This is a genomic window from Rossellomorea aquimaris, assembly GCF_003315075.1.
Taxonomy (GTDB): domain Bacteria; phylum Bacillota; class Bacilli; order Bacillales; family Bacillaceae_B; genus Rossellomorea; species Rossellomorea aquimaris_C.
In genome coordinates this window covers 235,433-250,590 of sequence record NZ_QNRJ01000001.1, presented here as the reverse complement: position 1 = coordinate 250,590, position 15,158 = coordinate 235,433, and the positions used below count along the sequence as shown (strand labels likewise).

The window sequence follows — 15,158 nt, the reverse complement described above, 5'->3', positions numbered from 1 at the left end:
TTCATCCTTTACTTTGTGACCGCTACTTCGTCATGATCCTTGGTGATTTCATTGTCGTACAAGTGACAAGCAACAAAGTGCTGTTCTTCTACTTCCTTCCATTTAGGTTTCAGGCTGGCGCACGCTTCCATGGCTACAGGACAACGGGTTCTGAACACACAGCCACTTGGTGGATTGATCGGGCTGGGGATTTCTCCTTGAATGATCATACGTTCACGCTCATCCTCTACATCGGGATCAGGGATGGGGATAGCTGAAAGTAAGGCTTGGGTATAAGGGTGAAGAGGTTTTTTATAAAGTTCTTTACTCTCCGTTAATTCAACCATATGTCCCAGATACATCACTCCGATGCGGTTACTGATATGCTTGACCATGGAAAGATCATGAGCAATGAATAAATAGGTCAAACCCTTTTCTTTTTGAAGCTTTTTCAATAGGTTTACGATTTGAGCTTGAACGGAAACATCCAGAGCAGATATCGGTTCATCGGCGATTATGAAATCAGGATTAAGGGCAAGAGCTCGGGCTATGCCAATACGCTGACGCTGTCCGCCACTGAATTCGTGGGGATAGCGATTAGCATGATCCCGATTCAGTCCGACATCTTCCAGCAGCTGATAAATACGTTCCATCTGCTCTTTTTTATCCCGGTATAAATTGTGGGCCTCCATCGGTTCTGCAATAATTTCACGTACCGTTGAACGGGGATTAAGAGAAGCGTACGGATCCTGGAAAATCATCTGCATGCTTCTATAAAAGGATAGCTTTTCTTTTTCAGAGAGTGTATGAACATTCTTCCCCTCATACAGGACTTCCCCATCCGTGCTGTCATACAAACCGATGATGGTGCGGCCTGTAGTCGACTTCCCGCAACCCGATTCCCCTACTAAACCGAATGTCTCACCTTTATAGATATCAAATGAAATACAATCCACTGCCTTTAAGATTTTACCTTTTTCAAGCTGAAAATATTTCTTTAATTCCTTTACTTCTAGTAGTTTGTGATTCGTCATGATGATTCCTCCGTTTCCTCCCAGTAACGTCTTGCCATACATAGCTCTTTCTCGTAATAGGTACCTTTCAGGGAAAGAGTTTCAATGGTTTTCCCTGTATTGGGAGAGTGGATCATCTTTCCGTCACCATGATAGATCCCTACGTGATGAATGCTCCCCTTCCCTTCTTCATAAGCAAAAAATAAAAGATCACCAGGCTCTAATTGATCCAGTGCTACTTCTTTTCCGGCTTTTGCCTGGTCATTTGCATCTCGGGGAATCAGATAACCATTCGCCTTGCACATGGTATAGCTGAAGCCTGAGCAATCAAATCCATAGCTCGACATCCCTCCCCATAAGTAAGGAAGATCAAGAAATGTTCTTCCGGAATTGACGATGTCTTGGCCGCTACCCTTTTGATCGTTAACCTTTGTGGTTGAGATGATCACATCTTTCTGTTTTAAGAAGCGTGTACCTAACGGAGTCATAACTTCGATAACATGATCATGCTCTTTCACAACGGGTAAAATCGTTTGGAAACTGAGTGCCAATTCCACCTCATTCTCTTCATTGATTAAATTCGTGAATTTGCTAGTGACTATGGCATATGTATCCTTTTGAGGTAACTCCCCAAGTGAAAGCTGATCGCTGGGGACCCAACCAGGGTATCCTTGATCGTCTTTCGATGTAGCCTGGTCCGGAATGATCACATGAGACCAACCGTCCTCCTCTTCCATCACCAATACTTCCTGGCCGAATAAAGCTTGAGATTGTATGCGGTTTTCATCGCAAAGAGCCAACCGGGATTCATGTGTCAAAGAATCTAACCATTCGTTGATTTGCACGGGATTGGAAACGGCAGGTGAATCCAAATCACGGGCTGAATACTTGGATGTCCATACGGTTGATACGGGAACTGCTATTAGCGCTTTTGTCGTCATATTAATTCCCCCTCGTGGTTATTTAAACTAGTACTCTCTCTATCCCTAATCCAGGTTGGGTGGGCATCGTTATCATTCGACCGTTATATTCAATGCCTCCCACTACTATATCTTTTGCCAACATAAGAGGGGCGTCGAAATCAAATCGGGTGACATTTTTCTTGCTTGCTGCAAAATGAGCTGCGGCCGTAATCCCGAGGCGCGTTTCAATCATGCTCCCTACCATACATTCGACACCACAAACCTCCGCGAGGTCGTTAATTTTCTGAGCGTAATAGATGCCCCCTGCTTTCATGAGTTTAATATTGATCATGTCTGCGCTGCGGGTTTTTAACACCTCAAATGCTTGATATGGTGTAAAAACACTCTCATCTGCCATAATCAGTGTATCCACTCCATCAGTGACTCTTTTCAGCCCTTCAATGTCATGAGCAGGTACTGGCTGCTCGACTAATTCAATATTAAGATCAAGGTCTTCCAGTTTGCGAATCGCTTTGACAGCGGATTTCGATTCCCAGCCTTGATTAGCATCCAGTCGAATTTTGATATCGTACCCGATTCGCTGGCGTATCTCATGAATTCTTTTAATATCCGTCTCGATATCATCTTTTCCCACTTTGACCTTCAGTACGTTAAAGCCTTGCTTCACATAGGCTTCTGCATCCTCCCCCATTTCCTTTGGGCTATTAACGCTCACAGTATAATCAGTCTCCAGCTCATGACGGTACCCGCCAAGAAATTGATAGAGTGGAAGATTGCAATGCTGAGAAAGGCAATCATATAAGGCCATATCTACAGCTGCCTTTGCGCTTGAATTACGGATAAGTAGAGAATGTAATTGTTGAAAGAGCTGTTCATAATTTAAGAGACTCTTCCCTATGATGGCCGGCTTGATCACTTGTTGTATGGCCCACTCAATGCTTGATAGGCTGTCCCCTGTAATCACGACTGTCGGGGGAGCTTCTCCCCAGCCAACAGTCCCGTCATCACACGTTAACTTCACAACGATGCCTTCTGCCACTTCAACGGTGCGTAACGCCGTTTTAAAAGGGGTATGCAACGGGACAGCTGTTCGGAATGTTTCCAATTGATGGATCTTCACTTATTCTCATCCTCTCTTATGCCAGTTTCTACAATGAATGTTTGGTTATACGTATTCATTCGTCCTATGCTTCCTAATGGTATGGCGATACTTGGGGAAGAATGACCGATATGAAATCCTTTTAATGCAGGTTTGCCTGCATCTAAAATATGTTCTTTGAGCACCTCATCGAGAGTCAGGGATTGTTCGCGTTTTTCTGGCACACAGTTTTTGAAATCCCCGATGATGACACCGGATGCGTCATGAAATTTCCCCGCCATTTTCAGCTGATTCATCATTCGGTCCACTTTATAAGGTTCTTCATCGATATCCTCGATAAATAGGATTTTGCCTTTTGTATCCACTTCAAAAGGAGTACCTAATGTGCTTACCAATAAGGTAAGGTTTCCACCTATTACAGGTCCGCTTGCTGCGCCTTCTACAACCGTTTCCAACATGGAAAGTTTGTTTGTATATTCGATGGCTTCCGAACGAAACAACTGTTGGAAGGAATTCGTCGTTAATGCATGTACATCCGAAAGACCAATATCTGAACTTAACATAGGACCATGAAACGTAACGAGTCCTGTTTGTTGATGAATCGCTGTATGTAAAAAAGTGATATCACTATATCCCCAAAAGATTTTCGGGTTTTCCCCTATTAAGTTGTAATCCAATCGGGATACGATCCGTCCTGTGCCAAAACCGCCGCAAGCACAAATGATGGCTTTAACGTCACGGTCTCTGAACATCATATGGATATCTTCTATCCGTTCTTGATCATAACCTGCCAGGTACCCATATTTCTTATGAACGGATTTCCCCAGTTTTATGTCCAAACCTAATTCTTCAAGAAAGGATAAGGCTTTTTTTAATGGTTCAGATTTCGGAGGGCTTGCAGGAGCAATGATTCCTATTGTATCCCCTTTTTTGAGTCTTAACGGTTTTATCACCACAAGCTGTCTACCCCTTTCGTAGAAAAAGAGGGAGCAAACGCAAGGCTTCAAACAGCCTTGCGTCTTCTCCACTCACTCTTAGTTCAAGCACCTATTTCTTGTCTGCCCATTTTAATTCCATATATCCAACTGGATGGCGAACGATGCCGGATACATCTTCATTTTGTAAATACACGTGGTTGTAGAAGTGGATTGGAATGATCGGCATTTCATCCATTAAGATTTTCTCTGCTTCATACATTAATTCGAAGCGTTTCGATTCATCTGCTTCATTCATGGCTTGTTTGATTAAGCTGTCAAACTTTTCATTGCTCCAACCTGTTCGGTTCATGGAATGCCCTGTTTGGAAGTTCTCCAGGAAGTTGATCGGGTCTGCGTAGTCTGCCAGGAATGAGCTTCGTGATAATTGGAACTTCAATGCTTTTTGTTCGTCCTGGAATACGTTCCATTCCATATTGGCCAATTTAACGTCTACCTCTAAATTTTCCTTGAACATTTGTTGAAGGGCTTCAGCGATTTTCTGATGTGTATCACTAGTGCTGTACGTTAAGGTTACTTCAGGTAGTTTATCGTATCCTTCTTCTTCCATTCCTTTTTTCAGAAGGGCTTTCGCTTCTTCGATATCTGTATTCACTAAATCTCCATTCGCTTCCCGGAAGTCTTTTCCTGAAGGGTCTTTAAAACCTTTTGATACGAAGCCGTATGCTGCTTTTTCTTTGTTCTTTGTCACGTAGTCGACCATTTGCTGTTGATCTACCGCCATGGCAAATGCTTTACGGATGTTTTGGTTTTGGAAAGGCTCTTTTTCTAAGTTGAAACGGTAGAAGTAGGTTCCTGCTTGATCCTCTACATTGACTTTACCTTCTTCGAATAACTGTTTACTTAGATCAGCCGGTACATCGGCTGTATCCAACTCACCTGTTTTGAATAATTGATAATCGGTGTTTGTATCGTTCACCATTGCCCAGTGGACTTTATCCAATTTCACTGAATCTTTATCCCAATATTGATCATTCTTCTCCATAACAAAGTGGCTGTCATGCTCCCATTCAGTCAGCTTAAACGGCCCATTTGCTACGAATGTATCTGCTTCTGCAAACCACTCAGGGTTTTCAGTAGCCACCTTCTCATTGATCGGGAAGAACGCTGGATTCGCAATGACGCTTAAGAAATACGCTTGTGGGCTGGTAAGAGTGACCTCAAATGTTTTCTCGTCCTTTGCCGCTACCTTCACTTCATCAGCGGATCCTTTCCCTGTATTGAAGGCTTCTCCACCTTCAATGAAGTAACCTAAGAAGGCAGCCGGTGATCCCGTTTCCGGATTCAACAGACGTTTCCAAGCAAAAACGAAGTCTCCGGCGGTTACATCATCACCATTAGACCATTTGGCATTATCACGAATGTGGAACGTGTATACTTTTCCGTCTTCAGAGACGTCCCATTTTTCTGCCATTGCTGCTTCGGGTTCATGATTGGCGTTTAAGCGCGTCATCCCCTCCATTAAATTGTTTAATGCTGTCCAGGAGTAGGAGTCGAACCCAATGGGAGGATCAAAAGACGTTGGTTCAGCACCATTATTCAAGTGAAGAACCTTTCCTGCATTTTCTTTCTTACTGTCTCCACTGCTTGACTCACTGCCTGCATCCTTTGTAGCTGTACAAGCTGCCAACACAAACAAGAGCATTCCTACTAAAAAAACTGATAATAGCTTCTTCATGTTTTTCCCCCTCTTATTCTTTTTATCTATCAAACAATTAACTTAACGGATGGTTAAGCTAATCGATGAAAGCATTTTTTTGGCGCGTTTATCCTGAAGCCAGCAGTCAACGTGGTGATCGTTTGATAGTTGTGTTTTCGCTGGGTATACACGGTCGCACACTTCCATCGCCTTTTCACACCGGGGAACGAAAGGACACCCTAAGGGTGGTGAAAATAAATCAGGTGGTGAACCGGGTATCGGAATAAGGTCTTCCCCATCAAGATCAAGTCTTGGGACGGATTTTAGTAACCCTTGAGTATACGGGTGTTGAGGGTGATAGAAAATCTCTCTTCTATTTCCTTCCTCTACAATTTTACCGGCATACATGACGGCAATGCGATCAGCAACTTGAGCTACCACACCCAAATCATGGGTAATCAAAATAATCGAGACCCCGGTTTTTTGCTGGATTTCTTTGAATAATTCCAAAATCTGCGCTTGAATGGTTACATCGAGAGCTGTTGTCGGCTCATCGGCGATTATAACGTCTGGTTCGCATACGAGTGACATGGCGATAACAATCCGCTGCCTCATTCCCCCACTAAATTGATGAGGGTATTGCTTTAATCGTTCTTCAGGATTTGGAATACTGACAAGTGTCAGCATCTCAATCGCTTTCTGTCTCGCCTGATTCTTGGAAACATCATTATGCTGCAGGATTCCTTCTATTATTTGCTCCCCGATTGTCAGGGTCGGATTCAGAGCTGTCATGGGATCCTGAAAGATCATCGAAATATCGGCCCCTCGAATTTTTCGCATTTGCGGTTCGGTTACATTTAAAAGGTCTTTTCCTTTAAATAGTATCCTGCCGTTCGTCAACTTCCCGGGAGGACTCGGAATTAATCTCATAATGCTTTGAGACGTTACACTCTTTCCACATCCAGATTCGCCGACAATGGCAAGCGTTTCCCCCTTATGTAAATCAAAGCTCACTCCCCGTACCGCTTTGACTTCACCCCCATAAGTCGAGAATTGTACATGTAGATCTTGTACAGATAATACTTGATTCATGATGATTACCTCCTTAGCTTCGGATCAAGTGCATCCTGAAGTCCGTCCCCTAAAACGTTGAATGAGAACATAGTTAGTGAAATAAATAAAGCCGGGAAGAATAATCGCCACCAATATCCTGATAGAATCGTAGATAAGCCGTCATTAGCCATGACTCCCCAACTCGCAAAAGGCGCTTGAATGCCCAATCCAAGGAAGCTTAGGAATGCTTCCGCAAAAATAGCGCTTGGTACGGTCAGTGTCATCTGTACGATAATCGGTCCCATCGTATTAGGCAGGAGATTCTTCCGTATGATACGGGCTGTTTTCGTACCAAACGTTTTAGAAGCAAGAATGAACTCATAGTTTTTAATTTGGAGCACTTGTCCCCTTACAATTCTGGCCATACCGATCCAGCCCGTCACGGTTAAGGCAACGATAATAGTGAGTAGGCCCGGTCCCATCACGACCATTAATAAAATCACAACTAACAGGTAAGGTAATCCGTATAGAATTTCAACAATACGCATCATAACGTTATCGGTTTTACCACCCTTATAGCCAGCTACGCCTCCATATACAATTCCGATAACAAAATCAATGAGTGCTGCCATAAAGCCAACAAACAAGGATATGCGTGCACCGTACCACGTACGGGTAAATACATCTCGTCCCATATCGTCGGTACCAAACCAGTGATCACCGGAAGGCGGCAGGTTTTGGTTCGAAAGTGCTTGCTTCGTTACGTCATGGGGAGAAATGATGGGTCCAATGACTGCCATCACAATTAACCCGATTAAAAAAACAAAGCCAAGCATTGCCAGCTTATTTTTCACAAGGCGTTTCCACGCATCCTGCCAATAGGAAAGACTCGGTCGGACCACCGCTTCGGCGTCATCTTTATTCCTCTTCTTGGGTGTAAACCACTCATCCAGTACATCTGGAGTCACATTTGGTTCTTGGTGTTTTGGAACTCCCATTATTTCGCCTCCTTCTTATGTAACTTAATACGGGGATCCAGGAAACCATAAGCTAAATCGACTAAAAACAGCATAAGTATGAGAAATGCACTGTAAAATACAGTCGTCCCCATTATGACGGGATAATCACGCTGATTGATGCTTTCCACGAAATACTTTCCCATTCCCGGAATCGCAAAGATTTGTTCAATGACGAATGTTCCTGTTAATATTCCTGCTGCTAGAGTACCCAGTACAGTTACAACCGGAAGTAAGGCATTTCGCAGGGCATGCTTAAACACAATCTTGATTGGTGACAACCCTTTGGCACGGGCTGTTCGAATATAATCCTGGGTTAACACTTCCAACATACTCGAACGAGTCAGGCGGGCGATGATGGCCATCGGCCCTGTCGCTAATGCCAAGGTCGGAAGAACCATGTGATGCCAGCTCGTCCATGTGGCTACAGGGAAGATTCCCCTGTTTACAGCCAATTCCTGAATAAGTAATGTCGCCATCACAAAATTTGGAATCGAAATCCCGAGTACGGCGAAGGTCATTGCCATGTAATCTATGATTCGGTTATGTCTGAGAGCAGCCAATATCCCTAAAATAATGCCAGACAATACGGCAATCACGAGAGTAATCATTCCTAATTCAAAGGAAATTGGAAATCCCCTGCCCAATAAGTCATTTACGGTTTGTGATGGTTGTGTAATAGATGGACCAAAGTCTAATGAAACCAGGGACTTTAAATAGAGAAAATATTGTACCATCAACGGCTCATTCAAATGATAATGAGCTTCTAAATTTTGCTGTACGATCTCACTTGTATTTCGCTCTTCATTAAACGGTGACCCTGGTATGGCATGCATTAAGAAAAATGTTAATGTCACAATCAGCCATAACGTAATCACCATGGCCAGTAGCCGTTTCAACAAATATGTACCCATTGATCTCACACTTTCTAACAGAATGTTGTTCGCATCGCCAGTTCAGTCATCACAAGCATGGCTCTATAGGCTTCCAGGATATCTTTTGCCTTAAATCGTACAGTGGTTGTGCCTGCCTCCAGTTCTGTTCCTGGCATAAGACTTGCCCACTCCGCTTGTCCATAATTCGCAAATTCGATTCGCAATGTCGGATGGTCAGGTGGAGTGAGAGGTTTTACGATTTCTTTATTATGTATCGCTACTTCGGTTTTCTCCTTTAATAATTGAGCTGATTTCTGAGGTGTCAGGCTTTTTGCCACAGAACGGGAAATCGTTTCCTTCACGACGGCTGTCGTAACATTAGGGATCAATGCCTCTGCCTCAAGTGCTGCCTGGTCATCTCCTGCAACCATCAACACTGGAACCCCGTAAAATCCTGCAACATACGCATTAAAGCCCAGCTCACCTACGGCAACATCATTGATAAACATGTTGCGAACACCGAAAATCATCGAATGGGACATCACCCCTTTCGTCGAAGCCCGTGCGTGATAACCCACAAAAAAAGCCCCATCAAACGTGGCATCCAGTCCTTGAACCATCGAATATGGTTTTACTCCACCGGATATCAACTTTGTTTCTGGATGCAGCTTTTCAATTAATAGATTATTCATTTGTGAATGACTGTCATTTACCAGTACTTCGGTGCAACCTGACTCAAAGGCAGCAAATATTACCGCATTCGCTTCCTCCGTCATCAAGACTCTCCCACGCTCATAATTATGCTTCCTCGAATCTACGTGTGTATGATCAACTAAGCCTGTAATTCCTTCCATATCCACCGACATATATACATTCATACAGTAACCCCCTTTCCTAGGAAATATTTATTAAATTTTCTTAATATTATAAATATTAATTCGCCTAATTACAACAATTTTTTGAATAAAAAGGAATTTATTCCTATTTTCATAAAATAAGGAAAATAGGACTACCTTTAGATTTGTTAGAAATGATTTCTCCCCTTTTCAATCCAGAAATAGTTCATTGGAAGCATCAAATTTAATAAAAAACTAAAAATGCGATGGATTTCATAATCGAAATCACACCGCATTCTTTGTTTATATAGTTGGTACATATCATTGGGTTTGAGCGTTGGATGAAGGACAAATGGCACAGGTTGATTTTATTGATATATCTTCAACAGCTATAGTAGTTTTTATGAAATTGAAATCGTGTTATGATTTTTTTCACTTGTTGATTGATGATAGCAAGCATCTGATACTGTGCATTACTGGTTCAATACGGTTCGCTGATATATTTACTATTCTGCTGATAAACGAAAAATCCTTATTTTCAATTTCTCCATTTCTACCCCTGATAACCTTTTTCATAGGAAAAGACCTGGAGAAATCACCTCTCCAGGCCTTAAACTCGGTTAATGTATGTTAGCTTATTTTATTCAAAAGTTTTTCTGAGTGCTGAGAGCCCATCTCTGCCACTAAATCGAGTAATTCTGCTTTCGTTGTCTCATCTAGGCCTTTATAAATAAGGAAAGCTTGTGTTGCATCAGAAGTAATCAACTTTCGGTATAACTTGGATATCCTTTTACTCCTGTGGGTGTCCATTAGATCCTCCTCTATAAATCCTTTCTGTTATTATAATAAATATAGGCTTGTTTTTTCAATATATTCTTTAAAAATTAATTATGTAGCAAAAAGGAATCAACTACATTACAGGCTTCCTATTGGTCAACCTTGGAGGAGAAAATAATTTTCTTAGACCTTTACACGTAGGTGATTATCTAATAGATAAATCAGGTGCTAACTTTCCAAACTCAAGTGCTTCGAGAATGATTTCCTCAGAGAAACCTGTATACTGGGAAAGCATTTGGATCGTAATTTTCTGAGATTTACGAGAAGCTTGATATTTTGCCATATGTGTTTGATACAAAACAATGGAATATTTGTCATGTATATTGAGCAACGATCGTCACAGCTCCTATTATTCTCTCCTCACAAGGTTGCGGGTAAAGGCTACTTACTATTTACCCAATGATCTTTTTTGAAAACGTATAACGAGCATTTATAATTAGTGTATTTTCAGGACTGATCCAGAATAGAAATCCTGTCCCCAAACGAGGAACCAATTTTCTTTCAATCATCTTACCCTCTAATCAGTTTGTCTATAGTTCAAAATGAAAATAATCTATAATCGCCATTATTAGAAGAGTGCTTCAAGATATTTTCATCCCTGGACCCTACTGTGAAATATGAGCCGATAGCCCCAGTCGTACAACGGTGACCTGAAATCAGAATATTCTTTTCATTATTCCCATGTTCTTTTTTCAGTTCAGTCATAAATGAAAAAATTCTTTCTATGAAACAATCTGTTTCTTCAAGTCCATTATAAAGTCTGGCATCAGGGAGGACTCCAGCCATTTCCACCTCGCTCTTCAGCAGCCCATCCGCTTCACCTAGATCATAAACATCCAATCTTGGATCTATGCAGGCTTCTTTTCCAGTGGCAATTTCAGCCGTCTGAATCGCTCTTTCTTGTGGAGAGGAATAGACATAATCAAAAGGAATCTGTGACAGTTTGTACTTTAAGTATTCAGCTTGTCTGAAACCTTCTTTATTTAAGGGGAGTCCCTTTCTTCCTTGTAATCTGCCTTCCTTATTCAAGTCAGTTTGACCGTGTCTGACAACGTATATCATATAGACACTCCTTTCTATCATTCTATCTTCCATAGTTTGATTGTGATTCTGGATACATCATAAAGCCTCCTGAACTTAATCATTCCTCACTGTATTATTATTTAGTTTCCTTCCTCCTCTGCTTCTCGATATGAAAAACCAGGAAAGCCACACCACTAAATCCAATAATCCCAAAAACACCAGCGATTATCCCTTGAACAGAATGGGTAAAGAGTGTGATTCCCATAACAAAACTAGATCCTACAAGTAGGAGAAGTAACCAGTGGGCATATCTGCTTATAAAGTGGTTCATTTAATAGATTCCTCCAAAATATCATTTTTCTATTTATTTTAACATAATATTCCAACATCTTTTAATAAAAAATAAGCTACCCCCAAAAGGATAGCTTATTTCACTTTACTTTAAATTTTCAAGAAACAGTCGCACAACATCAGCCCCACCAATGACAGTACCAAGTGTACTTCCTAAGTTAGCAAGCACGACAATGAGGAGGATTCGCGTAACTTTGTTTCTCCAGAATCCTTTTACACTTAGAACGTCTTCAGATAGTGAGTCAAAGTCACCGACATTCGGTCTGCGGAAATAGGCTTGTACGAATCCGGCAAACCATCCTGCTGCAAGAAGCGGATTTAAAGACGTAAATGGTGCTGCTACGAATGCTGTCAATATCGCTAATGGATGTCCTAATCCGATGGCTACGCCAAGTGCAGAGAATCCTCCGTTCCATAATATCCAACTAATTCCCTGTTGTATCCCGGCATCTGGATTAGAAATGAAGGTATAGGCAATCACGGCAAGTATCATTACAGGAATAGCCCATCCTATAATCTTAGGCCATTTTGATTTAGCAGGACGTTCGTTCAGTTTGTCCAAATTATGTTCTTTATAAATTTCCTTAGTGATACCAGGAACATGAGCTGCACCTAACACCGCAACAATTTTCTCCCCCGGAGCATCTTTGATTTTCTGGGCAAGGTATTGATCCCGTTCATCGATTAATGGTGTTTTCAATTTAGGAAACACTTGGGTGAATTCATTTAGCATCGAATCAAGCATATCTTGAGATTTGATTTTCTCGAGTTCTTCTTCTGTAATGGTATCGTTACTGAAGATACTGTAAATGATTTGTGTCATAAGTTTCGCTTTGCCACTGAATCCGACACTATTCCAAATACGGGAAAACGTGATTTGGATATTCCGGTCAGCCAAGACGAGTTCAGCGCCAGATTCTTTCGCCGACTCAATTCCTTGAATCATTTCCTGACCCGGTTTGATGCCGAATTGTTTGGCCATCCGTCGCTGAAATGATCCAATGGCCAGATTCATAAGGAGCAAAGTAGCTTTTTTGTCTTTAATTACTTGAAAGATGTCTGTATCTTTCCATTTATCTCCCTCGACGATTGATTGATACCTTGGTTCGTCCAGCTCGACACATACCGTGTCCGGCTGTTCGGCTTCAATCACTTCTTTTACCTGCTCTGCACTCTGACGCGATACGTGAGCAGTTCCGATGAGAATGTATTCTTTCCCATCCATATGTATTCTGGTAATATTCTTTTCGTTTTCTGTCGACATATTGTACCTTCCTTTAACTCCGTTGACTTCCAATTGGTATAAATTGAATCTACCTCATAATGATAAACTAGTTTTGGCAAAATTTAAATAAATTCTATTTAGAATCGAGAAAGTTATTGATTGATGAGGTCATTTTTATACGTTTTGTATGGATTAAGGCTGGAAAATTGGGGTGTTGATATGTATTCGTCCGATTTAACGGCGCTATTTCAATTATATCGGCGAAACCTCAAATATAACGGCGAAATGTAAGATATAACGGCGAATTCATTATAAAGAACATCAAATGTTTCCATAATGAAAAAATCTCATCCAATAGATAGATGAGATCCCAAATTAATAATTAATAGCCACTCCTTTTCTCAAAAACAGCCTCACTCACAATATCATACATTTTTTCAACACCTTTAGCAGAAGCTTCAAATTGATAGGAGCTTTCTATGTCAATCCCAATCTTCATGGCTTCTTCAGCAGCATTGATATTCGCTCCAAGAAAAATGAACTCCCAATTGTATCTCTCCTGTTGATGACTGATAAGGTCCTTTACCTTACTGGCAGAAAACTCAACGCTCGCATTTTCCATACCATCGGTTGTGATAACGAAGATGACTTTCCCTGGCCGTTCGGCTTCCTCAAGCTTAGCCAAACGATGACCTACATCGAGGATCGTTTTTCCCACTGCATCCATAAGAGCCGTCATTCCCCTTACATAATAATCCTCGGGGGTGAGCCTTACCTTGTCTGCTTCAATTCCGGTCCATAATCGCTCATATTCATCATCAAATAGAACGGTTGTTACAACGGTTTTTCCTGGTAACCGACTCTGTTTTTCAATGAAAGCATTGAAGCCTCCAATCGTGTCATGTTCAAGTCCACCCATTGATCCACTTCTGTCTAGTAAGAAAATTATTTCAGTTAATGCAGTATTCATTTTTTTCCATCCTCCCTTTATCGTTTCTGATATAATCATAACCACTGAGAGGATGAAATGGGTCGCTTAATGAGCGACATTTTGGAGGTGAAAGTATGCTTAATGAACAGATTTTGCAGGAACTTCATGATTTCGTGGAAACAAATAGAGAAATACGGATATATGATATACAAAAAGAAGAACCCTGCTTAAGTGACAAGATTTATTCCAGTGAGCTGGAAGATTTTATTGAGCTGCATCAATCAGCGTCTTTTTCAGAGAGGTTGTTTCAACACATCGATGGCAAGGGTCAGACAGATGCTTCCATCTACAAAAAAGCAGGAGTCGACCGCAAGCACTTTTCAAAAATCAGATCGATCCCTGATTACAAGCCGAGTAAACGGACAGTGGTAGCCCTGTGTCTCTCTCTTGAACTGTCGGAGGAAGAAACCGGTGATATGTTGAGTGCCGCCGGTTTCTCCCTTTCAGACAGCGACCGATTCGACCTTGTGATTCAGTTTTGTTTAGAGAAGAGAATCTATGACATCGATGACGTGAATCAGGCACTGTATTCCCTTAAGTTAAAACCACTATAAAAAAGTAGAGTGCTAGAAACGGCACTCTACTTCTACTAATATTTCTTTTCGATTTTCTCTTGTAGCGTTTCGATTTTTTCTGGAAGAACGAATAAGTACTCAATGAGGCCCTCTAATAATTCCATAAGTAATCCCGCTGTTTCATCGTCAATTTCCCTTTCCAATTCCAGCATTTCATAGAATGGGGAGTTGGGATGAACAAGGTGGCTCAGCGCCTGGATTGGCTTTGTAAGGTCGACATTTTTGGGTAACTGGTCGAACTGTTCCGATAATGATTGCCCGTTTACTTTGTCCCCATTAAAATTCTTCAGTACACTCTCGAGTACGCGCTTAGACATAACGGCTGTAGCAGAGTTATCCTTAGACTGGCTGACATTTAATGCGGATCGAAATGATCGGACGAGGTCCTGTGGAATCCGTTTATTCCCTTGAATCTGATCCAACGGTCCGTTCGTTGCCAGGGGATCATAAATATACAGGCCCGCTTCCTCACGTCGATTGACCGAATCATCATTTAGCATAATAACAAAGAGAGCAGATTTCTTACACTCTGAACAATTTGCTTCTGCAAACAGTCCTGTTTTATTTACTTGATAAAAATTGGCTTTCAAAACAAATTCACTTGTCTTTGAGCAGCTTGGACATTGACTTTTGACCTTCTTAGGAACTTTTTGATAACCATACTGAATATGAGACAGTACAGATCCAGGTAATATTTCTCTCATTAGAACCTCCTAAAAAAAAGCAAC

General features: G+C 41.5%; 16 protein-coding genes. 1 reads left to right on the top strand and 15 read right to left on the bottom strand.

All coding sequences use genetic code 11. The annotated features are described in order from the left end of the window. Nucleotides 1-8: 8 nt before the first annotated feature. The 14 genes from DET59_RS01240 to DET59_RS01165 all read right to left on the bottom strand — a co-directional run bounded on the left by DET59_RS01240 (nt 9) and on the right by DET59_RS01165 (nt 13,834). Nucleotides 9-1,013, bottom strand: a complete 1,005-nt coding sequence (locus tag DET59_RS01240) for an ABC transporter ATP-binding protein (protein ID WP_113967781.1) — start codon at nt 1,011-1,013, stop codon at nt 9-11. Next, nucleotides 1,010-1,933: a C40 family peptidase gene (locus tag DET59_RS01235; protein ID WP_181778018.1), complete on the bottom strand. Its 924-nt coding sequence runs from the start codon at nt 1,931-1,933 to the stop codon at nt 1,010-1,012. Before DET59_RS01235 ends, DET59_RS01240 begins: the two co-directional genes overlap by 4 nt. A gap of 22 nt (nt 1,934-1,955) precedes the next feature. After that, nucleotides 1,956-3,035 (bottom strand): mandelate racemase/muconate lactonizing enzyme family protein, encoded by a 1,080-nt coding sequence (locus DET59_RS01230; RefSeq protein WP_113967779.1) that lies wholly within the window; start codon nt 3,033-3,035, stop codon nt 1,956-1,958. Then, entirely contained in the window at nt 3,032-3,970 is a 939-nt protein-coding gene (locus DET59_RS01225; protein ID WP_113967778.1) for a S66 peptidase family protein, read from the bottom strand. The genes DET59_RS01230 and DET59_RS01225 overlap by 4 nt, the downstream gene beginning before the upstream one ends. 91 nt (nt 3,971-4,061) lie before the next feature. Beyond that, on the bottom strand, nt 4,062-5,687 hold the full coding sequence (locus DET59_RS01220) for a peptide ABC transporter substrate-binding protein (RefSeq protein ID WP_113967777.1): 1,626 nt from the start codon (nt 5,685-5,687) through the stop codon (nt 4,062-4,064). Nucleotides 5,688-5,729: 42 nt separating this feature from the next. Further along, nucleotides 5,730-6,740 carry an ABC transporter ATP-binding protein gene (locus tag DET59_RS01215; protein WP_113967776.1) on the bottom strand — a complete coding sequence of 337 codons (1,011 nt, stop codon included), beginning with the start codon at nt 6,738-6,740 and terminating at the stop codon, nt 5,730-5,732. 5 nt (nt 6,741-6,745) lie between these two features. Next, complete coding sequence (locus tag DET59_RS01210; RefSeq protein WP_113967775.1) at nt 6,746-7,699, bottom strand: ABC transporter permease; 954 nt, start codon at nt 7,697-7,699, stop codon at nt 6,746-6,748. After that, nucleotides 7,699-8,631, bottom strand: coding sequence for an ABC transporter permease (locus DET59_RS01205; protein WP_113967774.1), 933 nt, complete (start codon nt 8,629-8,631; stop codon nt 7,699-7,701). Before DET59_RS01205 ends, DET59_RS01210 begins: the two co-directional genes overlap by 1 nt. Nucleotides 8,632-8,645: 14 nt before the next feature. Further along, the gene (locus DET59_RS01200) at nt 8,646-9,470 is read right to left on the bottom strand and encodes a M55 family metallopeptidase (RefSeq protein WP_113967773.1); all 825 of its coding nucleotides are present in this window, start codon (nt 9,468-9,470) and stop codon (nt 8,646-8,648) included. 588 nt (nt 9,471-10,058) lie between these two features. Continuing rightward, nucleotides 10,059-10,238 (bottom strand): hypothetical protein, encoded by a 180-nt coding sequence (locus tag DET59_RS01190; protein ID WP_044337098.1) that lies wholly within the window; start codon nt 10,236-10,238, stop codon nt 10,059-10,061. A 172-nt stretch (nt 10,239-10,410) separates the two neighbouring features. Further along, nucleotides 10,411-10,596 carry a hypothetical protein gene (locus DET59_RS21475; protein WP_113967771.1) on the bottom strand — a complete coding sequence of 62 codons (186 nt, stop codon included), beginning with the start codon at nt 10,594-10,596 and terminating at the stop codon, nt 10,411-10,413. Between the two features lie 206 nt (nt 10,597-10,802). Continuing rightward, the gene (locus tag DET59_RS01180; protein ID WP_113968023.1) at nt 10,803-11,327 is read right to left on the bottom strand and encodes a histidine phosphatase family protein; all 525 of its coding nucleotides are present in this window, start codon (nt 11,325-11,327) and stop codon (nt 10,803-10,805) included. A gap of 397 nt (nt 11,328-11,724) precedes the next feature. Beyond that, complete coding sequence (locus DET59_RS01170) at nt 11,725-12,903, bottom strand: TraB/GumN family protein (protein ID WP_113967769.1); 1,179 nt, start codon at nt 12,901-12,903, stop codon at nt 11,725-11,727. A gap of 343 nt (nt 12,904-13,246) precedes the next feature. Continuing rightward, nucleotides 13,247-13,834 carry a vWA domain-containing protein gene (locus tag DET59_RS01165; protein WP_113967768.1) on the bottom strand — a complete coding sequence of 196 codons (588 nt, stop codon included), beginning with the start codon at nt 13,832-13,834 and terminating at the stop codon, nt 13,247-13,249. Nucleotides 13,835-13,929: 95 nt separating this feature from the next. Here DET59_RS01165 and DET59_RS01160 point away from each other — a divergent pair, with 95 nt between their 5' ends. Further along, the gene (locus DET59_RS01160; protein WP_113967767.1) at nt 13,930-14,409 is read left to right on the top strand and encodes a hypothetical protein; all 480 of its coding nucleotides are present in this window, start codon (nt 13,930-13,932) and stop codon (nt 14,407-14,409) included. Nucleotides 14,410-14,444: 35 nt separating this feature from the next. Here the strand turns inward: DET59_RS01160 and DET59_RS01155 are convergent, their stop codons facing one another. Then, nucleotides 14,445-15,134 carry a hypothetical protein gene (locus DET59_RS01155; RefSeq protein WP_113967766.1) on the bottom strand — a complete coding sequence of 230 codons (690 nt, stop codon included), beginning with the start codon at nt 15,132-15,134 and terminating at the stop codon, nt 14,445-14,447. Between the last annotated feature and the right edge of the window lie 24 nt (nt 15,135-15,158).